This is a genomic window from Paenibacillus sp. SAFN-054 (assembly GCF_051966755.1).
Classification (GTDB): Bacteria; Bacillota; Bacilli; order Paenibacillales; family Paenibacillaceae; genus Paenibacillus_AQ.
Genome location: NZ_JBQCKS010000001.1, coordinates 101,280 through 124,499, shown reverse-complemented (window position 1 = coordinate 124,499; position 23,220 = coordinate 101,280). Strand labels below are relative to the sequence as shown.

Below are 23,220 nucleotides of genomic sequence, written 5' to 3'. Positions count from 1 at the left end.
TCCTTAATTCTCCTCCGACTGGATAAACTTCATGTTGATGATGGTGATCACCATGATGACCACGAACATGGACACACCAAGCGCCGATGCATAACCGAGGTCATTGAACTTCGTTGCCGCGTAATACATTTGCAGCGCAGGGACATAGGTTGAATCCATCGGCCCCCCGCCCGTCACGATGAGGATGCTGTTGAAATCCTGCACGATGCCGATCAGGGACAAAATGATCAAAAATTTGAACTGGCCGGCAAGCAGCGGCAAATGGATGGAACGGATGATGCGCGGAAGTCCGGCGCCGTCCATTTTGGCGGATTCGATCAGCTCCACCGGGATCGAGAGAAGCCCTGCGTACAATACGAGCAGCTGCAGAATCCCGACGAACGGAAAACCCATGAAGATCAGCGCCCAAATGGCCGTCTTCGGATCCCCGAGCCACGCATGCGCCCAGGAACCAAGACCGATCAATTCCAGGAATTTGTTGAACAGGCCCAGGTTGGGATCGTACAAGTTCTGCCATACCAGCAGCATGGCGACGCCCGGTATGATCATGGAAGCCGTGAACATGGTCCGGAAGCCGTACTGCAATCGCTTGCTGCGCAAATGATATATTAATTCCGCAACCAACAGCGGAGGAATAATCGCTTTTATAAGTCCGGTCACAATCAGAATGAGCAAATTGCCGATTCCGTTCACGACATACGGATCATGGAACATCCGATTGAAATTGTCGAGTCCGATAAACGTCGTTCTGGCACCAGGCTGCCACTTGTACAAGGAGTGGAACAGACCCGAGAAAGCCGGATAATACAAAAAGGCCAGCAGCAGTATAAACGTCGGTGCAAGTCCGAGGTACACCCACTTCGACTTCCAAATCTCGCGGAACACGCCGAGACGGTTCCGTTTCTTCATTACATTCAATCCCAGCCAGATCGCCGCGATGACAATCAGACTGGCTGCAGCCCACAGGCCCACCTTCACTTTTCCCTGTTTCTGCGCCTGGCTGACGACGGCACCGACGTCAAACTTCAGGATTTGCCCGTCCCCCGTGCCCGCATACAGCGTCTTGCCTTCGGAATCAATCTCGACGTTTCGTCCCTGTCCGTTCATTTTGGTTTCCCATAGACGCTTGCCCTTGCTGCTTAGCAGATAAAAATTGCCCGATAAGTCGGAGACGCCCAAATATTTGCCGTCTGCGGTAAAGGTGACGTCTGTCGCCACATCGCGGGTCGCATACTTATGCAGTGGAGAGCCTTCCTTATCGAACCATTCAACGGCCTTCTTATCCGTACCAACGGCGGTTTCCCCGTTATCCGATACGGTGATCCCCATGATCTGCCCGCCAGCACCGAATTTGTGGATAACCTTTCCTTGTTCATCGAGCAGGTGCACGAATTGGTCCGACGTTGCAACCGCGATCCATTTCCCGCCCGGAGACACTTTAACCGTTTTCAAAATGGCGCCGATCGGAGCTTTTCCCGTTTCTTCTCCGGTCGCCGCATCAATGAAAACGAGGTCTTCGCTTCGCTGCGTAAAGATCGCGCTCAACTTACCGTCCAGTGAAGCGGATACCCCTTTAATCTGCGATCTCATGTTCTTATCCCAGAGCTTCTCCCCCTTTGCATCAAAAGCATAGAGGTGGCGATCATCCGAGGAGACGATCATTTCTCCGTCTGCGAGCAGCTGGACGCCAGTCACGACGTTGTTTGCGGCAAACTCGAACAACGGTTCTCCGTCGCTGCTGAACACATTTGCCTTGGCTCCGTGGCTTCCCACGGCTAGTCGGCTGCCGTCCTGGGAGACCGAAATGGACGTGATGTCGCCCGCGCCATCAATCGACCATTTGTCTTTGGCGAGTGCAGCCTGCGGAAGGAGTCCGACGATCATCGTCAGCATGATCAATATTCTTAAGGTTTTTCCCATATCCAGCCACGATCCTTTCCTGCCTGCTTCAGCTATGTCTTAATGTAATGAATTCCAGTCAGCGCCGTTCGCGCCGACTGGAATCTCTATTTCAGATTATTTGCGTTCAGGTGGACGCCGGTCCGGATGTTCCAAATCACTCAGATCAAATTTCTTTTCTTTTAGAGCCGCTTCGAAGTATTTGTCGATGTTGGCCTGGAGCTGGTTCAAGTATTCGTCCGTCGTGATCTTGCCTGCGAAGAATTTCTGCACGGAGCCTACCCATTCCTGTACGGAAGGCTGATGATCCCAGAGTCCGCGCGCCATGATTGTTGCAGGCATATCGATCCCTTCCATGTTGCCGATTGGTTTGAAATCGGCGAAGGCCTTCGTCATTTCTTCCGGAAGCGTGATGTCCTTCAGGGCCGGTGCGCCGGACAGCGCGGCGTCCTTGCTGTTTTGGGTCGCTTCGGCATATACCATGTAGCCTTCCGGACTCGTCAGATACATCATAAAGTCCGCATTAAGCGCATTTTGCTCCGCATCTTTGGACACGAAACCATAGAAACCAATCGGAATCTGGATCGTGCGCGCCGGAGCCATGACTTCCGGCCCTTCCATCGAAGGCATATTATAGAAACCGTATTCAAAAGGCTTGACGCCGCCTTGCGTGCCGGACTTGGAACTGTCCGCGAAATCCTTCGGCAGCTGCCAGTAAGAAGCCGGTGTTCCCATCATCGTCGCCGCTTTACCAGTCAAGAACAGCTTGTAAGCCTGCTCTTCCTTCACGCCGAAGAATCCTTCAGGAACATACTGGAAGAGTTGCTTTAAATTTTCTGAATACGCTTTCCATTTTGGGTTGCCGGCGATTTTGTATGGCCCTTCCTTGTCTTTGATCGCTTTCCACTGGCGCATCGTATTTTTGGTCACGTTGCTGTTGGCATCGTTAAACGGATCCGTCAGGTCCAGCTTCCACTTCTCATCCACTTCCGGCAGATACGTATAATCCTGCTCCTGGGAACGGGATATGTTCACGTAATCGCGCAAATACTGGTCAGCGTACACCCGCACCAGCCATCCGGCCTGGCCGCTCCACATCGACTGGGAGTCTCCGCCCAGCGCAAGCGGGGTATAGCCTGCTTCTTTCAGCTTCTTGAAGTCGTCCATCATTTCATTAAAGGTCTTCGGCGCTTCCGTGATGCCGACCTTTTGGAAAATCTCTTTATTGTAAACCCATACAATTTGAACGGATTCGAAGTTCAGGTTCCAGAGATGGTCTTCCGCTCCCAGCGCTTCAATGTTCAGCCCCATGGCTTTCGTATCAAGCGAGTCTTTCCACGGCTTGCCCGTATACGGGTTCGTCTTGTCCAGGTACGGTAGATAATCCATGAATTTGCCGTCAGCCATCAGATTGCCTACGGAGTTGTTGGCGACAAGATCCACGTCCGGTACGCCTGCGGCGAACTGGGCCGTGAGCCATTCCGTATAACCCTCGGCAGGCTTCTGGTCCACTTTAACCTTAACATCCGGATTCTTCTTCATATAGGCATCTGCAACCGCATTCCATACGGAAACCGAGGCGCCCGGCAGGGAAATGTTGATCTTACCGGACAGCTTTGATTCAGCGGGCTCTTCCGTCTTCCCTTCATTCTTTGTTTCCGCATTCGACGTGCCCGGATCCGTCGACTGGCTCGTCTCCGTCGTTCCGCTCTTCGTGCACGCGGTCAACATGGAGAGCAGCATCAGCACACTGACAAAAACAGCGAACCCTTTTCTTCTCTTCACCTGAATCCCCCTCTGGATTAATCGAGATTAATAAAGCGCATTCAAGTCTTCACTGGATGATACTGATTCCAAAGTATAAAGACAAGGTCTATGTATACTTTTCATAATTAAGTATACAGTATACTTTAGTCCAATGCAATCAATTTTTTGCTTTATTAAAGCCTTTCAAGCTGTGCACGGAATCACTAACTTTAATCAGAGTATACTTATTGAACGAGCCGGTGGAAGGATTGCAGAGGAGTTATGAAAAAACTCCCCGCGAAGCAGGGAGCTGCAATCTTAAACTATACAGTTACTTTCGGGCTGGTTTGCGCGGTTTGATCGGCGCGGTCGAGTCTCTCACGATGACAGTCGGCACGATTTCGTCCCTGACGGATCCGTTTTCCTGGCCTTTCAGCTCGAATAGCAAAATTTCGGCCGCCCGTTGTCCAAGCTTGCGCGTATTCTGATTCACCGTTGAGAGCCTAGGATACGTAAATTCACTGATCTCCACATCATCATAGCCTAATATGCTGACATCATCCGGAATACGAATCCCCATGTCTCTTGCCGCGTTCATGGCTCCAATCGCCTTGAAATCGCTTGTCGCAAAAATGGCCGTCGGCGGATGCTCCATGGACATGAGCTTCTCGAACCCCCGGTACCCCATATCCCCGCGCTCATCTTCTCCCTTCATCACGGCGATCAGATCCTGGTTGAACGGTATTTGATGCTGTGACAGAGCCAAACGGTATCCCTGCAGGCGCAAGGAAAACTCCTGGTTCAATTCCATAATGGAGTTGCCGGTCAGGATGACACCGATATCGCGGTGTCCGAGGGATATCAAATGCTGCGTCGCCAGGTATCCGCCGGTCAAATTATCCACAATCACGTACGGAATGCCGAGATGCGGATAGTAGAAATGCACGGTTACGATACGCCGTTTCTGTTCCTGCCAGGCCGTCAGATGCGAAATATCAAAGGTGTGATTGGTTGTCAGCAGAATAATTCCCGCCTGGGGGTCATCCGGCAGCTCATAGTTTTCACCGAAGTTCCACATATAAAATTCGATCCCGTTCTCTTCGCACACCTCTTTGATGCCTTGAAACATATCGGTGAAAAAGGGATGGTTGAAGGTGCTCACCTCATTGTTTTTGTGAGCGAAATAAATGGTGCGGATCGCTTGCCCGGCAGAAGCCGTCATATTCTCGTTCACGAAGCTGCCTTTCCCGCGAATCCGGTAAATGAAGCCTTCCTGCACCAGATCCGAGAGAGCACGGCGGGACGTAATTTCACTGGTATTATACTCTTTCGCCATATCGATCTGCGTCGGCAGGGGATCATGCGGCTTCAGTTCCCCCGTCTCGATCTTGCGCTTAATATCATTCATGATATATTGATACATCGGCGTCTTGTCCGATTTTTCCATGACCATTCTGCAATCACTCCCTATAGAATGAGTTAAGTATACGTTAAGGCATGGATTTTCGCAAGAATAAACCGTTGTTTACACAAAACCGACATGCAAAGCATATTTTCGGGATTCTCCCTTATTCTTGCCCGCTAATATTATACTTTGAATGGCATGGTGCTCAGCTGAAGTAAAAAGGCAGCATTCGTCCGGCTAGGACAAGGTGCTGCCTTAAATTCCGGAACCGGGGTGTTTTATTCCCGCCCCGGTTCACGATCATAATCGTTATGATAAACGCAGACCCGTTAATCGCGACGGGATTTCTCCCGTTAAATGCACGTTGCTTCCAACCTTTTCGACCGTAATATTTTCCAGGCCTTCTGAAGCCCATGACATACCTGCCGGCAGACTGGCCTTAAACAGGATTTGACCATCTTCCTGGCGGTCCCACCGGGCATGGATGTCCCCCGATGCATTCGGTACGATGGCTTCGGCCCATCCGATACCCGGCACATCGGTCGGTCGGAAATAGATGGACCCGGTCCCCGCCTCCGACATGTCGATTCCTACCAGTTCTCTCGTTAACAAATAGGTCGGGGATGCGCCCCATCCATGCGATAGGCTAACCGGAATGGCATCCTGAAGATACGTAGGCGTGTGCCCCAGGTATGGGCTCGGCGTCTTGACGAAGGGAAGCGACGGATCGAACGTCTCCCACCAGGTCGTCGCTCCCCGGTCCAGCATCTCTCCCCAATAGTTTCGAATCTGGCTGATGGCCTGCTCCGCAAATCCGGAGCGGAACATTGTCTCCAGTACGATAAATTGAAAGAACGCGCCTCGGATTGGGGGCAGCTTGTGCTCCAGATAGTAGTCTCTGATAAATGCTGATACTTCTTCCTCTTCCATGATGCCCGACCAAGCCGCGGCGAAGTTCGTTTGCGCGGTTACGCTGGCGGAGATGCCCTCATCCGTCATGCAGTCCGCAAAAACGGCTGTACCCGGTACACGCAGCAAGCTGCGGATGGAACTGCGGAGTACTGTCGCCTTTCTCGCGAAATCCGTAGCCAGATCGTCTTCCCCGAGCGCCTCTGCCATCCGTCCGGCCGTATTCAGAAACTTATAATAAAAGCAGGAAATGGCTGTCACGCGGTCTTTTCGTTCAATATCGTCGGTCCAGTCGATGAAACACCACCAGTTATCACGGTCCGCCTTGGCAAAGAGCCCGTCCTCGTCTTCCTGCATTTCGAACCAGGATGCCAGCTTCCGTACATAAGGCCACACCTCGATTAAAAAAGCATGTTCCTTCGTATAGGCATAATATTCCCATGCCCCAAACAGCCAGTGCGCGCAAAAATCAGGCAGCAGGAACGGGTTTCGCTGCGGCCCCGTACCCGCAATCGAACCGTCAGGATTCTGAATCCTTGCGGCCTGCAATAGCGATTTCCGGATCAACGCGGCATCATCGAAGGTTTGATATACCACTTTGGCCATGACCACAGAGTCGGCGACCCACAGCGCAGCCTCCCGGTGTGGACAATCCTCAAAATGATGTTGGCTGTTGACGAGCGTCGTATACCTCCCCGTCTCCCAGATCCGGTTCAGCCGCTCATCGCTGCATCGGAACATGCCCCGGTCCGTAAACGGATAATGGACGAATCGGGTCTGCAGGCGTTCGATGCGCACAGGAACCGGCGTCCCCATCACCGCTACCTTCATGTAACGGAATGCTCTTCTTCCGAAAGGCGTGAGCCGGTTGTGCCCCTGCCGGAGCAAGTATGTATCGGCCAAAGCCAGCTCGAGCGATTCGCCGTAATACAGCTGCAGGACGCCTCCTTGCTCTGCATATACCTCGAGCTCCGGATACCCGACGACTTCTTTTCCAAAATCATATGTTATCTGCGGGTATGAACCCGGCACCGAAGCATCGATTTCCGCCGCATGCCTCCCATCTCCTTCGCTTCCCGCCGATAGCAGCTTTTCCGCTGAACGGACGCTTCCCAGATAAGACTCGGCCGCAATCACGGCTACCGGACTGACCAGCGTTTCCTGTAGTAACGGGATTTCCCTTGGGATCAGACGCGGCCAGACCGAATCCGGCTGCTCTGCCTCAGAGACGATGGCGGCCGAAGGCCACTTCGAGTCATCGTAGTTCGTCTGCTCCCAGCCGTCCTCCTCCGCGAGGTCCATGATTTCCCGGTAACCGCCCCATAAGTGCAGGCGGCTTACGTCGCCCTTCCAGCGCGGGGACCTTCTGCATTTCCAGTCATTGCCGCTCGCGATGCTCCGCACCTTGCCCGCCTCCGGGCCATGTCCTTCGCTGAAATCGAGCTGGCAGATGACACCTCCGGGACCCTGAAGCTGATGGGTGACGATTGGCTCCTTGCCGAAGTTATGTGCGACCAGCGCAATCGCGTTCAATCCATCCTGCAAATATTCAGCAGCATCGTAGCTGTCGAAGGACATCCATTCCAAGTCCGCCGGCGCCGGCCCTCTTCCTACCAGCCTGCCGTTGATATACAGCTTATAGGATTGATTGGCGCTGACCCTTACCACAGCGGAAGTCACCGGCAGGACAACATCGAACGTTGATCTCGCCTCCACGTATACATTGTTGTCCGAAGCTGCGTCCTGCGCCCATATCCATTTTGCTGCCCATCTCTCTGTTCCCATGTCTGTTTCCTCCCTGACTCCCTGGTTCGATATCCCTAGCCGCAGTCAGCCTTCCCGGCGGCTGTCGTACGCAAAATTCAACCTTCCTTCCGGAGCGGCATCGCCATATAGGTACAAGTCGGCGATGTCTCCTTCGTTCTGCATGTGATCCACCCACTTGAACTCAAAGCGCAGCTCTGATAGCGGCAAGCCGAGACCTAGCGCTTCCCGCGGAAGCTCCAGCTGCATTTCGCTGCCCCGCACGTCGTATCGGACCTCTGCCGCAAGCTCCCAATTCCAGCCGCCCGTGCTTCGTTCGAGCAGCGAGGTCGATGCATCCTTAACGCAGCGGTTGACGATGAAATGATAGCCTTCCCATCCGTTATGCGGCTGCCCTTCGAGACGAAGCAGCAGCATCATCCAGTGCCGCCCTGCGTGGGGTGTGATCGGCTCCCTCGTCTGCACATAAAAGAAGAGGCTTTCATCGTTATGCGCCGCCTTGAAACGGATCATATCGTTTCGTCCTGTCGCGTGGGCATAATGGAGCCCGCCATAGCCCGGATGGCTGCGGGAAGCGGTATCCCCTTCGAAATCGCGGTAGGGCTGATTCACATCCTCCCATGCGCTAAAGCGCTCGCCCTCCCAAATGGAGGTTTTCATGTGATGGCTGCATCCCGTCCCATCGGGCATTCCCTTAAATCGCCTGATGTAACCGATCATTTGCATGTAATACAGGTCCCCGTACCCGCCTTTCATCGGCTCGATGTCCCTGCTGAAGTTCAATGTCGCTTGATCCACAAAAAGAACAGGTCGCTCCGGCGCACCTCTAAACCGCATCGCGATCCATTCGTTCCAGCCGGTCACGAAAATGATGTGCGGGTCTTCTTCAAGGGCGTATTCCCACTGCTCCGTGATGTTCCTCCCCTGCAGAATCGCGTCCATGGAGCTGCTCTCTTCATCTGCGGCCCCTTCAGAGTACCCTCTCCCCCAATTGTCCCCATAGTGATAAAACGGCGTATCGCTCATGGCAACGCTCGGATGCTGGGCGACGGATACACTGATGATCTCTTTCTCGCCTTCTTCATTAAAAAATACGCGCTGCGGCCGTTCGAACTCGATCCATGGAAAGCCGCCTGTTTTGGCCGCCTCATTCGGCCATTGGTTAAGCCGGAACGTGAAAAACTGCCGTATTTCCGCGTCGCATTCCTCCGGATCGCCGATCATCAGCGGTTTGCCTTTCAGATGGAACCATAAATGCCGGTAGCGTCCGGGCTTGTATATATCCTCGTACAATTCCTTGACGGTCTCGCCCGACTCCGTATTCGTATAGAAAGCAAATTTCGGAACTTGAAAGCCTTGGCCGCTGAGTTCATCCATGACGCGGAACAGGACATCATATACCGGTTTGTAGGTGGAAGCGTTCGTCGTATCAAACACGATGAAGTCGATTCCGGCACAGGTGAGCAGCTGCACATGCTTGCGGAGCACCCAGGCATCGTCATTCAGGTAATAACCGTACAGAGGCTCGCCCCAGAAATGGAAGGCTTTCTCCGGTCCCCAGGCGGGGTGATCGGGGTCGTGAACCGACTCCGGCCACTCTTCCAATATCCGTGTATTGTCAAAGGGACCTTCCGTACCATGCTGGCCGAGCCAAAGAAAATAAAACAGACCGACGTACCTTCCAGGTCGCTGCGGCCCCGTTTGCTTCCTGCGTGGAAGCTCCCTGCCTAAACCGTCGATGCCGCCGTATGGAAAAACACCTGTTTCGAGATGATCGTTCACTGGATTCCCATCCCTCACTTCCCTATTTTGCATAGTTGAGCACCAACCGACAAAAATATATTTTACTCTTTATGTCAACATATTAAGTATTCTTATTCGTATTATAATATACTTTGTATTGTTTTTCTAGAAATAAATATACGATAATTATTTTTGCGCTTAATGACGTCGAAAATGCCACAAAAAAGACTGCCAGCACGATTTCAGCAGGCAGCCTTATGTTGAGCAAATATATACGTTATTGAAACGTTACCAAGGAGGTTAGACAAATATCGCAAAAGCTTCATAAGGACGAAGCAGCATCCTTTCCGAGAGCATGAGATGCGGATACACCGATACCCGGATATCTCCCTCCACAAAATCGCGATCCAAGCTGAAGTCGAGATAATCCTTGCTCCAATTGGATACGATCAGAAGCCTTTTGCCGCATTGTCTCCGTTCATAAGCGAAGACATGGGCATGTTCGGGAGCCGCAAGCCTGAATTCCCCGCTTGTCAGCAGTCCGTTGATGACGTCATCCTGGCGGAGCATGGACAGTCTTTCATAAAATTCGAGAAGCGATTCACGGCTGATCTCCCCTGTCACATGCGCTGCGTAAATGGGTTGTCCACGCTCGGGCAGGGTCCCTTCCTCGAAGTCGGCAACCCCGCCCGGCAAGCTTGCCGCGTATCCCGATACCGATCCCGAACCGGACTCGTGCACCATATATGCCTGATCCTCCGTATAACCGGTTACCGGACCGCCCTGCATGAGCTGAAGGGTTAAAGCCATGCATTTGGCGGATTCAAACAGATAAGCCCCGTTCATGTGTACACCTCTCCTGTTTACTGTAAAGGCTGAGCTGCTCCTGCCGCTTTGGAAGCTTTACCGCGCTTCTTCCAAGTGATCGACAGCACAGCAGATCCCAGGGCCAGCAGGACGAAAATAACTCCAACCCAAGCGTTGTAATATACGGAGGATTTCTCGATGACAATGCCTCCGATGGCCGAGCCAATCGCGATTCCGATATGCGTGGCCGAGCTGTTAAGGCTTTGTTGAATATTCGCCGACTCAGGCGCCGTTTGAATCAGATAACTCTGAAGTGATGGAGAAATCGACCAGCTGAGGGCGCTCCATACAACCATGACAATGAGGCATACATAAACCGAAACCGTCGAAAGCGGCATCAGGAACATGATCACCGCGAACGTGCTCACAATCGCAATAATGCTTTTTTGCGGCCCGAATTTATCGGTTACCCAGCCGCCGACACCGCCGCCCAGGACGGCTGCAATGCCGAAGATCAAATAAAACAGGCTGAGCGCCGATGCGCCCAAATGCAGCGTCTCCTGCAGAAATGGCGTCAGATATGCATAAAGCGTCAAATGACCCGTCAGCATCAGCACCGTGATCAGCTGGCCAAAAATGATTTTCCCGTTCTTCAAAGAGGCCAGCTGCTGCCGCAGCGGAATGGCCACCTCGGGCTGCGTCTTCGGTATGAGCAGCGAGATTGCGATCAGCGATACGACGGACAATACCGTAATCATCATGAATGGAGCGCGCCAGCCAAAAGCATTCCCCAGCATCATGCCGATGGGAACGCCCAGAACGAGCGAGCCGCTGACGCCCATGAATATAACGCCGATCGCCCGGGCCTTATATTCCTCCTTCGCCATTTGTGAAGCCATCGTAATGGATAATACCGTGATCAGCGCGCTGCTCGCAGCCGACAACACCCGTGCAATGATCATCATCAGGAAACTTGAGCTTACGGAAGAAAGCACATTGCCCGCGATAAAGACCAGCAGGGCAATCTGATATAGTCTTTTTCGCTCCATGCGGGCGGTTGCAGCCAGCAGCACCGGACCCGAAATCGCAAAAATAACCGAATACAGCGTAATCAGCTGACCGGCAGCGCTTAAGGATATATGAAGATCGCCTGAAATCAGGTCAAGAATGCCGCCGACGATCAGTTCCACCATGCCTGTCACGAAGCAGGCAATGGCCAAGATGTAAATTTTAACATTCATATGCTGTGCATACTCCCTTCTCTAAGATGTCGCTCTTTGGTTACTACCGTAATAGTAACTTATATAACCATCATCAGCAAGGGGAAATTTCCGGCACAAAAAACGGACAGAGCTGTTCTCTATCCGTTTTGACATTTTCCATTTTCGGCTTAATAACGCAGCTGCAGAAGCTGGTCCATAATCTCTTTGTCGTTCATTAACACTTCGTGGTATTTGGTCGTAATCTTGCTCAGGAGCACATCGTGATAAAAATACTCCGTGAATACGCGGACGAACGGCTGCGATCTTGTTATGATCGCCTGCCACTCCTCATGCTCCACACCTGCAAAGATCACTTCGGCATCATCCACAATAAGCAGCCGGAAGCGTTCCAGCGACACATGCTCCTCGCTCGGCTCCATGATAACCAAATTGTTCAGCGTGCTGCGGAGCTCACCGATGGACAATGCTTCGACCCGTATCCCCGCCTGTTCCTTTTGCTCCAAGAGGGGAAGGTATTTCAGAACATCATCCTGCCAGGAGGAGTATCGGATCGAGCTCTTCGCGTCCTGCAGCATCTGCCTGATCTGTGATTCAATCGATGTATCGGCCTTCAGGCTCCATACCCGGTCATCGACAATCTCCTTAACCTGCTTCTGCTGCTCCAGCTCCTTGATGTCCGATTGAAATTCGGACGTCAGCTTTTCAATAACGAGCGGAAGCGCCAAGGCGGTATACATCTTTTTCTTGTCTGAAATGGACTCAAGCACCATGCCCTTTTCGACCATCCGGGAGATTACCTCGTAAATTTTCGCTTTCGGTACGCCGGAATGCTTCACGATCATCGTCGCGTCCATCGGCCGCATCGTCGCAGCCAGCGTTTCATATACTTTGCTTTCATACTGGGAAAATCCGAATTTATGCAGCAACCTGTTCCAACCCCGATCTATCGAACTTGGTATCAATGTACCATATATCCGCCCTTCCTTGCATTTACGCGTTGTGAGGCAGTCTGACTTCAAACAGCGTCCGTTCCGAGCTGCTCTGCGCGGTTACGGTTCCTCCATGCTGCTCTACGATATTTTTGGTGATGAAGAGCCCGATGCCTGTGCTCCCGCTTTGGTGCGTGCGGGCTTGGTCACCTGTATACAGCATATCGAATATATGAGGCAAGTCCTTCGCGTCAATGCTATCCCCGTAGTTGATGACCTGCACGACGACGTCGCTTGCCTCCACATAACCACGAATATCGATGATTCGTCCGTCGCTCCCATAACGCACCGCGTTCGTTAGCAGATTTTCGAACACGCGCGCGAGCAGCTCGCCGTCGCCGATAACCTTAAGCTCCCGGTCTGCGGACAGATTGGCGGTCATGTCGTGCTTCTCGAACACCGGATACAGCTCTTCGCATAACTGCAGCAGCAGTTCGCTTAAATCCAGCGGTTTTTTATCGAGCTTCATTTTGCCGTAATTCATTCTCGTAATTTCGAACAATTCGTCAATCAGCTTCTGCAGGCGCTGGGATTTGCTGTAGGCGATCTGCGTGTAATGCCTTGCCTGCTCCTGCGAAACGTCCTGATCCTGAAGGATGAAATCGAGATATCCGATGATCGAGGTCAGCGGCGTGCGGAGATCATGCGCCAGATTCAGCACCAGGCGATCCTTGCTGCTCTCCGCTTCGTCTCCTCTTTCGATCGCATCCCTGAGCTTTTGCATGGCCAAATTAATATCTTTGCCGATCGTTCCGAACTCATCCCGCGAAGAAATCTGTACCCTATTCGAAAACTCTCCCTCGGCGAGATCGTGAATGCCCTGTGAAATTTTCTTGAAATAGGTTCCGTATGGCTTCGTAAACAGAAAGAAAAACAGGACGGCAAGCGGCACGAAAATGATCAAAAATGCGTTGACGTCGCCGACATCCCTCATAAAATACCGGATTCGCGTCAGCGGATTCTCGAACTGCACCTCGGACCGGTAATAATACTGCAAAATTTTATAGATGGTGAAGGTCACCGCGCCGGAAGCGAGCATGCTGAGCATCAAAAGCAATATCATTCGTGTTCGAAAGCTGTTGATGAATTTACGCATGGAGCGTGTAGCCTACCCCCCATACCGTTTTGATAAACTTGTTCTTGTCTTCCCCGAGCTTCTTGCGAAGCGTACGGATATGTACCATCACCGTATTTCCGCCCTCGAAGTAATCCTCGCCCCATACCTGCTCGAAGATGTTCTCGGCGCTGAACACCTTTTTCGGATGCCGGGCCAGCAGATATAGAATATCGAATTCCTTCGGCGTGAGCTCGATGTTGCTGCCGTACAGGTTGACCGTTCGCTGTTCCGGATCAATGACGAGCCCTCCTGCCTCAATCACAGGCTTGCTCGCGGCGGCCATTTGAGTCAGCTGTGCCGTACGCCGCAGGTGCGCATTCACGCGGGCAACCAGCTCCATCGGATTAAACGGCTTGGTCATGTAGTCGTCCGCTCCCCGCACCAAGCCTTCTATTTTGTCCAAGTCCGAGGCCTTGGCGCTCAAAAAGATGATCGGAAAATAATACTTTTCCCGAATCTGTCTCGTAACTTCATATCCGTCGAACTTCGGCATCATGATATCCAGAATCGCTAAGTCGATCGGCTGCGAATGAACAGCCTGGATGGCATCCTGTCCGTTATGTACCTTCACACAGTGGTAGTTTTCCTTGGTCAGATGCAAGGCGATCAGATCCGCAATTTCCGGATCGTCGTCCGCGATCAGAATCGTAATACGGTTCATTCCATCTCCTCCCCCTATCAACTTAACATAAGAGGTCCGGATATGACAAAACCGCCCATTCCACAGGCATGACTGCCTCCGGGTGCTTTTGGAAAAAGAAAATAACCGTTCTGCGGTAGCGTACCGAAAAACGGTTATGCGTGCTCGTGGTTCCCTGTTAGGTCAAGATTCCTTTTTACGGTAAAATACGGACAATTTGGTCATACATAAATTCAGACATCAGCCGATGCCCCTTCGGATCCAGATGCATGTAGTCAATGTCGTTCATGGGAACATGCCCGCTTGCGTCGGCAAAATGTATTCCGGTATGCCCCAGCAGCTTGCCGAGGTGCTTGGCGATCTCTTTCGATTTGCCGCTGCACTGGGTTCCCATCGTTCCTCCAATCTCGGTACGGACATACTCATCTCCAATATGCGGGGGAGCAACGGCAAGAACTTCCGGTGCTTTTCCGTTCACGCCTACGGCCATCCCTTTGGCTTTGGTCGCAAGTCTGACAATCCCCTCGGCGATATTGTATGAAGTCAGACCGAACCGGTCTTTGGTATCATTCGTACCCAGCATAATGACGACGAGCTCTAGCGGTGAATGGGACATCAGGCAAGGATAAATATAGGAAATGCCCGAAAGCCCTTCGGTCAATGGATCGTCGCACACGCTCGTCCGGCCCGGCAGACCTTCTTCCACCACCTGAAATGAATCATCCAAAAGTGAGCTGAGCAAGCTTGTCCACCTAGTGTCTTCATCAAATCTGCCGCCGCTCTGGGCGTCAAACCCCCACGTATTCGAATCCCCGAAACAGACAATTCTCCTCTTCATGTTACATCTCCCTGGAACACATATTTTTAATCATGTTAACATATTCGCGTCCCGTGTTGGAATACCTCATGTTATACATCCGGGCCTCACAACTGTTTCTTGATAACATAAAGGTAAAAATAGCATACCGAAAGTAAAAAGAAAGGGATTTCCATGTTCGTTCACCCGCTGTAATGTCATAACAGACATTCAAATTTTGCTTTATCCAAAAAAAGGGGGGACAGGAACCGCGGTGTCCATCGCGTAAATTGCATCACCTGATCTTAAAGGAGGCACGAGATTGAATGGGAATCAGAAGCAACGGTAAAACCAAAGTTTATGTTTGGACTGTCATCCTGGCCATGTCTTCACTGCTCTTCTTCACAAACCAGGCAAAGGCTGCATTACCTGATGGGCTTATACTCTCTTACGGCATCAATCAAAGCTTCAACGGCACCAGCGAATATGTGGACAAAACAACGGATATCGCTTCTGTGGCCGGCTTGACGCAGGGTTCCATCGTCGGGAAATTCAAATCCTCAAGCACCGCGAATGCTAAAACCATACTTAGCGCCTCCGACACGCTCGATCCTTCCAGCAATATTTCTTTAACGGTCAACAACGGCACGGTCTATTTCGAAAATAGGGAAAACAACGTCTACGCAACCCAGCTAAGCGGCCAAGGCTCCTTCAATGATGGAAATTGGCATACGGCTGTGATCACAGTCGACGGCAGCGGGACCAAAATGTACGTGGACGGAGCCCTGAATGCATCCAGCCCTTCCGCCAAATTTTTCGCGAATGTAACAGGCATCAATGGCATGTGGGTCGGCCGGAATGCCGACAACGGAGGCGGCCAGTGGTACTTCTCGGGTGACATATCTTTTGTAAACGTATACAGCAAGGCTTTAAGCCCAAGCGAGGTGCTCAGCATCAGCTCGGATAGCCTCATCCCTCCGTCTCAAATGACGGCGTCGGCATCCAGCTTTCAAACGGGCAATGAACCGGCCAAAGCATTGGACGGAAGCGCATCCACCATTTGGCATACGCTTTGGAACGGCTCGGATACGACAAGAGAAATTACGCTCGACTTGGGACAGGCGTTCAGCACATCCAAGCTTACTTATTTGCCTAGACAGGATGCCGGATCAGGGAATGGAACGATCACAAGCTATGAAATTTACACCAGCGCAGATGGTATCCAGTACACGCAAGCGGCCCGCGGAATTTGGACAAATGACCGAACGCTCAAAACAGCCGTATTTACGGTTCCAAACGTACGATATGTCAAGCTTAAAGGCGTGGCCGGGGTCGGCGGATTTGCTTCTGCGGCCGAAATAAGCGTCTACGTGCTTGGAGGGAGTAATAATACAGCACCGGCTCCAACCGGCCTGAGTGCTGTCCCTGTAAGTTCCAGTCAGGTTTATGTGACCTGGGACGCTTCTGCTGCAGCTGCGAGGTATGACCTTGAGATTGACGGTAACGTCATCAGCAGCAAGGCAAATTCGTATTCGCAGTCCGGGCTCTCGGCCGGCACGGCCCATACGTATAGAGTGCGTGCCGTAAACGGAGCGGAAGCAGGGGCTTGGAGCCTTCCCGTCACGACGACGACCTTTACTGGAAACCAGTATAAATCCCCTCCGGTCGCCCTGCTGGGAAAAGGCATTGCGGACGCTAATTCGTACCGCATCCCCTCCCTGCTGACCACGATCAACCAAACGGTGATTTTAGGATTTGACCAGCGCATACCTAATGACAACGACGCTCCCTACGACATTAACGCCGGCATCAAACGAAGCACCGATGGAGGCCACACCTTTGGACCGATGCAGATTGTTGCTGACTATCCGGGAACGCTGACTGACGGCTCCTCATCGATCGATCCCAGCATGCTTCAGGATGAGGCAACAGGGACCCTGTTCATGATGTTCGATCATTTCCCAGGTGCGATCGGCGCTTTGAATTCCGCAGCAGGTACCGGATTCGATGCGAACGGTTATAAGCTTGTATACGATAACAGCAATGCCGCATACACGATCAGGGCGAATGGAAATGTGTATAACAGCACCGGTGTTCAAACCCCGTACAACGTAAGAAGCAACGGCGATGTATACAACGGTTCGACCTATTCGGGTAACATATACTTGAAACAAGGCATTAAACCGGAAATTTTTCATGAGACCAAAACATCGTTCCTGCAGTACATCAAGAGCGACGACGACGGAGTGACCTGGTCGGAACCGGTAGACATCAACTTTCAGGTGAAGGCTCCGAACATGAAGTTCCTGGGCACAGGGCCAAGCAAAGGCATGCAGATTAAAAAAGGCCCCCATGCAGGAAGATTGTTATTTCCCGTCTATTACACCACCACAGCCAACGGTTTATTGACCACGGCCGTCGTTTACAGCGATGACCATGGCCAAACCTGGACCAGAAGCGCTTCTCCGGCTTCATCATCCAGCATTTCGGAAGCTGCTATTGTCGAGTACGGCAACGGGAACCTCCGGATGTTCATGCGGCATGGCGGTAAGGTTCATGTCTCCATCAGTGAAGACGGCGGAGCGACATGGTCGGCCGCTCTTGCCGATAACGCATTAATCGATTCAAACTGTCAGCTGACAGCGATCAACTATCCGGATCTCGGCGACGGAAAGGATCGCGTCATTCTTGCCAATCCGGCCAGCACCACGAGAGCGAACGGAACGGTAAGGCTCAGTGAAGATGGCGGAGCGACATGGAAGTATTCCAAGGTCATTACGACCGGGACTTATGCCTACTCTTCGCTCACGGTACTTCCCAACGGCAATATCGGGCTGGCATATGAAGATACCATTATCAATAGCGCGGGCAAACGGATTACCGGCAATACCTATTACACGGAGTTCAACCTCGACTGGATGATGACTCCATAGTCTTCCCCACAGATCTCACGGAGCGATATATCATCAAAAACGGTACGTCCATGTGACGTACCGTTTCTTTATATCTCGTACAGTACATAAGAACCCGCATGATGAGGTGGACAGAGAATGGCTCCCTATGAAGTTTTCTTCTTTTTCACGCTCCTGCGGATCAGGCCCAGCAGTAAATAATAGAGCGGCAATCCATCTATGAGGACCCAAAACAAAATGAAAGCCTGCTCGGCAAGGTCCTTTTGGTACGTTGTCGTATTTCTGGAATACTGATATGCTGCAACGATGGCCGTGCCCATCAGCAGGGTCAGCAGCGGCTTGGTCTCCTTGATTTTAAAGAGCTTGCTCATGCAGGTAACCCCGATATAGATCAGAAACGCGTCATGCACCACCATCGACATAACCCATAACCCGATGAAGACAGGATCGGCATTGCCGATAATTCCGGTAAAGGAGGTTCCCCGGATCAACTGCAGCACGGGATACTTGAGATGGCTTCCGTAATGCGGTCCAAAGTTCAATAGAACAAGCAGCCAGGTAAGCAGCACGGCGAAAATGACGAGCGCATTCGATAGCAGCAGGTTGCGCAGCGTCTTCTTATCGAAAGTCACCTCCGGAAGCATGTAAAGAAAGACAAACCACTCTCCAATCCAGGAGATGACGCTGATCACGTCCTTGGATATGGTTCCGATATCGAAATGATTGAACAGGGCCGGCAGCATCTGATAGTCCGCATCACCCGAGAGCACGACCAGAAGGAAGGCGATGCCGATCAGGATGATCATAAACGTGCCGTCGGCAATATATACCATCGAGGTGAACCCCCAGCGAGCCACAATCCAGATGACGATCCCGACCATCAGCTGCAGAAACCAGGGGGGCGTCTCCCGCATATAGACAAAACCATAAAACAGCGTGAATTGCTCCATATCCAGGGATACGTAGTAAACGCTCCAAAATAGCAGAACGGCCTGAATGATCCGATGTCCCCATTTGCCGGCTACTTTCTCTCCGAAATCAGCCCACGAGCTTTTGGATGCCTTTTTCCCCAGCTTATAGGTACACAAGATCAGCACGACATTGATCGCGCCGCCAAGCAGGATCGGAATCCATCCCTGGTAATTGGAAGTGGCGATGAGTGGTGGAATCATGAAGGCCAGCGGAATCGTCAGCATATAGATGCACGCGAACCGGAAGCTTTGGAAGGATGTCGAACGCATGGATATGCCCCATTTCACTCTTATATTAAGGTCAAGCAGATCATGATTGGATGATCCAGCCAAGAACCGACATCACCAGGCGGTTCAAATTCGGCCAGCCAGGCATCAGGTTGGCCCCGAGATTCCAGAGGAGAAAGACGGAGAATATGCACCAAAACGCCTTGCTGCCCGAGGCCTTGTTTTTGGATAGCTTCCACTCCACCGCCGCGAAGAGAGCAAACGATACAGCCAGCATGAAGAACTCATCCTTTCCGATTAATAATCATACTAAGAGTCATTAAGGCTGGTTGGTTATATTCGTGAGATCGACCTGAGCTTTAATGCGAACCGGTCGCGAATGCTTGTACTCCTTGGGCCAGTTATCCCGGACGCCTTTCCAGTATGCCGGGTATTTCCACTCCAGCAGCAGGCCCAGCTTCAATACATCCGCTTCGGATTCTTTCGTCATATCCAGCGCGGATTCAAGTTCATGAACTACCTTTTTGTTGAGTAAATCGGTGACCAGGCGGCTCAGTTCCGTATCATTCCGGCGTTTGGCATCCTTTTGGTTTACGATGCTCCCGTCAGCCTTCAGCTTGATCGAAAATTGAGGTCCCTGCTTGGTCATCCTAACTCTTCTGACAGCCTCCATATCCTTGAGCATGACGCTCGCATAGCTTTGGCCGTCATCCCAGGTCACCGTGAAGACCTGCTTTCCGAGCCTTCCGGTCGCCCAAGCGAGCACCCTGGCCTCCTCGGCAGGAAGGGATCCTTTCATTTTGTCTCCTTGATACAAGGCTGCACCGTGAATCCCTCCCCACTTTTCGGGACGTTCATTTTCGCTGGGCATCCTTTTAACCGAGATAGACATATAATTGGTAGCAAATCCGACTTTTGAGTAGTAGGAAATCAGGCACTCCTTCACCTTGGTGGTGAACAAGGTATGCTGCATGGTCATTTTACGCAGCACTTCCGCCGGCATTTGTTCATACAGGGGCAGCAGTCCGGCAATCTCCCTCGCTCTTCCCTCCGCCGTAGTGAGAAACGTGCTGATATGGAAGCTGGGCTCCTTGTCGATCCAATCCAGCAGCTCGCCGATCCCCTCTTCCGCATATTCCCGGCCGACAACGATCTCACGCGTATGTCCGAAATTGAGGCGCCGGGTCAGATCCCTTTGAATCGTTCGGATCGTGTCAGACAGCGTTAAATCGGTATTGGAAACCATCGCATAAGGCTTGCCGCCCCCGCCGCTGCCTGCCTGTTGACCGGACATCATGCGGTTTGGCAAGGGGCTGCTGATTGTCACTTCCACGGTTCCCGGCTTCTCCCCTTTGTCGATGTACAGTGCCAGCACGAAAATTTGCTCATCCACCTCGACTTTGGACCAGCATCCTGTTTGCATCAGCAGGAGGATGCAGATGGTCAAACGTATCCAGGATTTCATTTCGGCTTTTGTCTCCTTGTATTCCGCGTGGTGTAAGACGTGCTTCGGGTCTTCATGGCAGACGAAGGAACGCGAACGAAAATATCCTTCCATTCCTTGAAGATCAAGGGTGCAAGCGGCTGCATATAGGGAGCGCCAAAGCTTTTGAGGTTGACGAGGTGGCCGAATACGAGAAACGCCATCAGGAATACGCCCAGCAGCCCCATCGTTCCGCCCGCGATAAGCAGCACAAACCGGAGCATCCGCAGCGTCAGTCCCAGCTCGAAATGCGGAATGATGTACGAGGCAATTCCCGTAATCGACACAACGATGACCATGGGGGAAGAGACGATGCCCGCCTGAACTGCGGCCTGTCCGATGACGATGGCGCCGATGACGGAAATGGTTTGCCCGACGGGCTTCGGAATCCGCGTCCCCGCTTCCCGCAAGCCCTCGAAGGTCAGCTCCATAATGAACGCCTCCGTAAGCGCGGAGAACGGGACATTCTCTCGTGCAGCCGTAATGGTCAAGAGCAAATCCGTCGGGATCATTTCAGGCTGAAACGTGGTAATGGCCACGTATAAGGATGGAAGCAGCATCGAAAGGACAGCAAAAAAAATCCGGACGATGCGAATCCAGCTCGCGGACCAGAAGCTCTGGTAATAATCTTCGGAGGATTGGATCAGGGACAGCAGCGTTACCGGAACAAGGAGCGCGGATGGCGTCCCGTCCTGCATCATTCCTACCCTTCCTTCGAGCAAGGATGCAGCAACCGAATCCGGACGCTCTGTATATTGGAACAGCGGAAAAGGCGTACGGCTTTCTCTTTTCATCTGTTCGGCCGTGTAGCTGATACCGAATACACCGTCGATGGAAATGCTTCGCAGCTCCTGATCCAGCTCCTTCACGATGTCCGGTTCGCAGATCCCTTCAATGTATACGACATAGATGATCGTTTTCGTATATTCTCCGATCTCGTAACGGATCGTTTTGAGATCAGGGTGCTTGATCTTGTGCCTCAGCAAGGACAGATTCGTCTCGATATCCTCGATGAAGGCCTCCTGGGGACCGATGACCACAAGCTCGTTTTGGGACTGGGTTACCGACCTTTTCTCGTACTTTACCAGGTCGAACATAAAGATATCGCTGATTTCGTTCAGGCAGAAGATGACCTTTCCTTGAACCAACTGGTTGATGGCTTCTTCCAAAGTGCGGGCCTTAACGGCAGGCAGCGGAAAAAATGTGCCCTTTTCCAACCGGCTGACCCAGGGTTCTTCCTCTTCTTTGGCGGATTCCTCGACCAGGACCTGGGCAATCCGATCCTGCAGGACCTGCATATTTATGATGGACGCGATGTACACCAGCGTGCAGGACTTTCCATGAACATGGAAGGGCTGATATACGATATCCTCATTCGCCGCCAGCAATTCTTTCATTCGCGCAGCCGTCGTTTTGTTGGCATCCATATTCATTGCACGGCTCCCTATCCTGTTCCAGATTTTGTTTTTATAGGATGGCTGAAAATGGCAGGATTTATTCGGAAGGGACCGAAATGAGGATCTTCTGGATGTTAGCCCTTTGAATCTTCGCTATAATGAATGGCATGATCCATGATTTTGTTACGGAACATAACCATTCAACCATTCACCCTAAAGGAGAACATCCTGAAATGACCATTCAAACCGTTTTCCGCCGGGCCAATCAGGTCTGCAACCGCGAGCTGACCCGGCTGGAGGAAGCCGATATATCCCTTAACATCATGTACTGGGGATTTATGCCCACCCATTACGACAATACAATGCACCGCCACTCCTTCTTTGAAATCTGCTACGTATTGGACGGGGAGGGATCGTATATCGAGCAAGGCACCGAGCATCCGCTGCGCAAAGGGACTGCCTTCCTGTCCCTGCCCGGCGTCTGGCACCAGATCCGGAGCGCGACGGGACTGACGCTATCCTACGCCGCCTTCGAAGTGGACGACCAGCAGACTGGTGCGACGCACCTGGAAGCGTACCGTCATTTGGCCGAACACGGGCGGCCGGTGGTGCATGATGCGGATAAACAACCGGCGGGTCATCTCTGGCAAGCGCTTATCTCCATGTTTCAGAGTCCGAAGCTTCCCTCCTTGCCGATTCTGGGCCATATCTCCATGTCCTTGATGCTGTCGATTCTCTCCCTTCACGGAACGGGGCAGGATATTGCGGGCAACCTTTCGGACAAGGGCCCCGAAGACAGCTCGCTTTTTCGGCAGGCCAAGCTGTTCATTGACGACAATCTGGGCGAAGAGCTTACGCTCAGCCTGGTTGCCGGGCATCTTCATATTTCTCCCCGCCATTTAACGCGGTTGTTTCAAGCCAACCTGAATCAATCGTTCGTTCCCTATATTCAGGAACGCCGGGTTCAGCGCGCTTCCCAGCTGCTGCTCCAAGGCGATGTGCCGGTGAAGGAAATCGCAGTACAATGCGGATTTCAGTCAGTCCACTATTTCACCAAAATTTTCTCCCGTCGAATAGGCGTATCCCCGGCAAAATTCAGGCGTTCGCAGTTTGCCGAGGGCCGTTCCGGCAAAGAGCATTATCCGCCGAAGATGTCCTGATTGTACAAAAGCTGTTCCAGATTGTTTAAAG

The 23,220-nt window shown here is 52.1% G+C and carries 17 protein-coding genes; 2 read left to right on the top strand and 15 right to left on the bottom strand.

The window, feature by feature from the left end:
* Window positions 1–3: 3 nt before the first annotated feature.
* The 11 genes from ACTHPM_RS00590 to ACTHPM_RS00540 form a co-directional block, all read right to left on the bottom strand.
* The gene (locus tag ACTHPM_RS00590; protein WP_440393261.1) at window positions 4–1,920 is read right to left on the bottom strand and encodes an outer membrane protein assembly factor BamB family protein; all 1,917 of its coding nucleotides are present in this window, start codon (window positions 1,918–1,920) and stop codon (window positions 4–6) included.
* Window positions 1,921–2,016: 96 nt separating this feature from the next.
* Window positions 2,017–3,684 (bottom strand): ABC transporter substrate-binding protein, encoded by a 1,668-nt coding sequence (locus tag ACTHPM_RS00585; protein WP_440393260.1) that lies wholly within the window; start codon window positions 3,682–3,684, stop codon window positions 2,017–2,019.
* A 292-nt stretch (window positions 3,685–3,976) separates the two neighbouring features.
* Window positions 3,977–5,098, bottom strand: a complete 1,122-nt coding sequence (locus tag ACTHPM_RS00580; protein WP_440393259.1) for a GntR family transcriptional regulator — start codon at window positions 5,096–5,098, stop codon at window positions 3,977–3,979.
* A 261-nt stretch (window positions 5,099–5,359) separates the two neighbouring features.
* On the bottom strand, window positions 5,360–7,744 hold the full coding sequence (locus tag ACTHPM_RS00575; RefSeq protein WP_440393258.1) for a family 78 glycoside hydrolase catalytic domain: 2,385 nt from the start codon (window positions 7,742–7,744) through the stop codon (window positions 5,360–5,362).
* Window positions 7,745–7,789: 45 nt separating this feature from the next.
* Entirely contained in the window at window positions 7,790–9,505 is a 1,716-nt protein-coding gene (locus tag ACTHPM_RS00570; protein ID WP_440393257.1) for a hypothetical protein, read from the bottom strand.
* Between the two features lie 261 nt (window positions 9,506–9,766).
* Window positions 9,767–10,312 carry a hypothetical protein gene (locus tag ACTHPM_RS00565; RefSeq protein WP_440393256.1) on the bottom strand — a complete coding sequence of 182 codons (546 nt, stop codon included), beginning with the start codon at window positions 10,310–10,312 and terminating at the stop codon, window positions 9,767–9,769.
* A gap of 17 nt (window positions 10,313–10,329) precedes the next feature.
* Window positions 10,330–11,514, bottom strand: coding sequence for an MFS transporter (locus tag ACTHPM_RS00560; protein WP_440393255.1), 1,185 nt, complete (start codon window positions 11,512–11,514; stop codon window positions 10,330–10,332).
* A gap of 149 nt (window positions 11,515–11,663) precedes the next feature.
* A complete protein-coding gene (locus ACTHPM_RS00555) occupies window positions 11,664–12,422 on the bottom strand; it encodes a TrmB family transcriptional regulator (RefSeq protein ID WP_440393254.1) in 759 nt (252 codons plus the stop codon).
* A gap of 64 nt (window positions 12,423–12,486) precedes the next feature.
* Complete coding sequence (locus tag ACTHPM_RS00550) at window positions 12,487–13,581, bottom strand: ATP-binding protein (RefSeq protein ID WP_440393253.1); 1,095 nt, start codon at window positions 13,579–13,581, stop codon at window positions 12,487–12,489.
* Window positions 13,574–14,263 (bottom strand): response regulator transcription factor, encoded by a 690-nt coding sequence (locus tag ACTHPM_RS00545; RefSeq protein ID WP_440393252.1) that lies wholly within the window; start codon window positions 14,261–14,263, stop codon window positions 13,574–13,576. Before ACTHPM_RS00545 ends, ACTHPM_RS00550 begins: the two co-directional genes overlap by 8 nt.
* A gap of 175 nt (window positions 14,264–14,438) precedes the next feature.
* The gene (locus ACTHPM_RS00540; protein WP_440393251.1) at window positions 14,439–15,080 is read right to left on the bottom strand and encodes a GDSL-type esterase/lipase family protein; all 642 of its coding nucleotides are present in this window, start codon (window positions 15,078–15,080) and stop codon (window positions 14,439–14,441) included.
* 284 nt (window positions 15,081–15,364) lie between these two features.
* Here ACTHPM_RS00540 and ACTHPM_RS00535 point away from each other — a divergent pair, with 284 nt between their 5' ends.
* Window positions 15,365–17,971, top strand: a complete 2,607-nt coding sequence (locus ACTHPM_RS00535; protein WP_440393250.1) for an exo-alpha-sialidase — start codon at window positions 15,365–15,367, stop codon at window positions 17,969–17,971.
* Between the two features lie 125 nt (window positions 17,972–18,096).
* On the opposite strand, the gene ACTHPM_RS00530 is transcribed toward ACTHPM_RS00535, so the two are convergent.
* From ACTHPM_RS00530 to ACTHPM_RS00515, 4 genes are read right to left on the bottom strand one after another with little or no spacing between them, the layout of a single operon-like run.
* On the bottom strand, window positions 18,097–19,191 hold the full coding sequence (locus ACTHPM_RS00530; RefSeq protein WP_440393249.1) for a GerAB/ArcD/ProY family transporter: 1,095 nt from the start codon (window positions 19,189–19,191) through the stop codon (window positions 18,097–18,099).
* Window positions 19,192–19,231: 40 nt separating this feature from the next.
* The gene (locus tag ACTHPM_RS00525; protein WP_440393248.1) at window positions 19,232–19,426 is read right to left on the bottom strand and encodes a hypothetical protein; all 195 of its coding nucleotides are present in this window, start codon (window positions 19,424–19,426) and stop codon (window positions 19,232–19,234) included.
* A 42-nt stretch (window positions 19,427–19,468) separates the two neighbouring features.
* Window positions 19,469–20,614 carry a Ger(x)C family spore germination protein gene (locus ACTHPM_RS00520; protein WP_440393247.1) on the bottom strand — a complete coding sequence of 382 codons (1,146 nt, stop codon included), beginning with the start codon at window positions 20,612–20,614 and terminating at the stop codon, window positions 19,469–19,471.
* Window positions 20,611–22,059, bottom strand: coding sequence for a spore germination protein (locus ACTHPM_RS00515; RefSeq protein ID WP_440393246.1), 1,449 nt, complete (start codon window positions 22,057–22,059; stop codon window positions 20,611–20,613). Before ACTHPM_RS00515 ends, ACTHPM_RS00520 begins: the two co-directional genes overlap by 4 nt.
* Window positions 22,060–22,262: 203 nt before the next feature.
* Between ACTHPM_RS00515 and ACTHPM_RS00510 the strand changes: the two genes are divergently transcribed.
* Window positions 22,263–23,189, top strand: a complete 927-nt coding sequence (locus ACTHPM_RS00510) for a helix-turn-helix domain-containing protein (RefSeq protein ID WP_440393245.1) — start codon at window positions 22,263–22,265, stop codon at window positions 23,187–23,189.
* Window positions 23,190–23,220: the final 31 nt, after the last annotated feature.

What these genes read in the sequence shown, in the direction of transcription:
- ACTHPM_RS00520 (WP_440393247.1), bottom strand. Translation starts at nt 20,614, where the DNA reads ATGAAATCCTGGATACGTTTGACCATCTGCATCCTCCTGCTGATGCAA.
- ACTHPM_RS00560 (WP_440393255.1), bottom strand. Translation starts at nt 11,514, where the DNA reads ATGAATGTTAAAATTTACATCTTGGCCATTGCCTGCTTCGTGACAGGC.
- ACTHPM_RS00565 (WP_440393256.1), bottom strand. Translation starts at nt 10,312, where the DNA reads ATGAACGGGGCTTATCTGTTTGAATCCGCCAAATGCATGGCTTTAACC.
- ACTHPM_RS00590 (WP_440393261.1), bottom strand. Translation starts at nt 1,920, where the DNA reads ATGGGAAAAACCTTAAGAATATTGATCATGCTGACGATGATCGTCGGA.
- ACTHPM_RS00545 (WP_440393252.1), bottom strand. Translation starts at nt 14,263, where the DNA reads ATGAACCGTATTACGATTCTGATCGCGGACGACGATCCGGAAATTGCG.
- ACTHPM_RS00515 (WP_440393246.1), bottom strand. Translation starts at nt 22,059, where the DNA reads ATGGATGCCAACAAAACGACGGCTGCGCGAATGAAAGAATTGCTGGCG.
- ACTHPM_RS00580 (WP_440393259.1), bottom strand. Translation starts at nt 5,098, where the DNA reads ATGGTCATGGAAAAATCGGACAAGACGCCGATGTATCAATATATCATG.
- ACTHPM_RS00540 (WP_440393251.1), bottom strand. Translation starts at nt 15,080, where the DNA reads ATGAAGAGGAGAATTGTCTGTTTCGGGGATTCGAATACGTGGGGGTTT.
- ACTHPM_RS00510 (WP_440393245.1), top strand. Translation starts at nt 22,263, where the DNA reads ATGACCATTCAAACCGTTTTCCGCCGGGCCAATCAGGTCTGCAACCGC.
- ACTHPM_RS00525 (WP_440393248.1), bottom strand. Translation starts at nt 19,426, where the DNA reads ATGCTGGCTGTATCGTTTGCTCTCTTCGCGGCGGTGGAGTGGAAGCTA.
- ACTHPM_RS00535 (WP_440393250.1), top strand. Translation starts at nt 15,365, where the DNA reads ATGGGAATCAGAAGCAACGGTAAAACCAAAGTTTATGTTTGGACTGTC.
- ACTHPM_RS00530 (WP_440393249.1), bottom strand. Translation starts at nt 19,191, where the DNA reads ATGCGTTCGACATCCTTCCAAAGCTTCCGGTTCGCGTGCATCTATATG.
- ACTHPM_RS00550 (WP_440393253.1), bottom strand. Translation starts at nt 13,581, where the DNA reads ATGCGTAAATTCATCAACAGCTTTCGAACACGAATGATATTGCTTTTG.
- ACTHPM_RS00575 (WP_440393258.1), bottom strand. Translation starts at nt 7,744, where the DNA reads ATGGGAACAGAGAGATGGGCAGCAAAATGGATATGGGCGCAGGACGCA.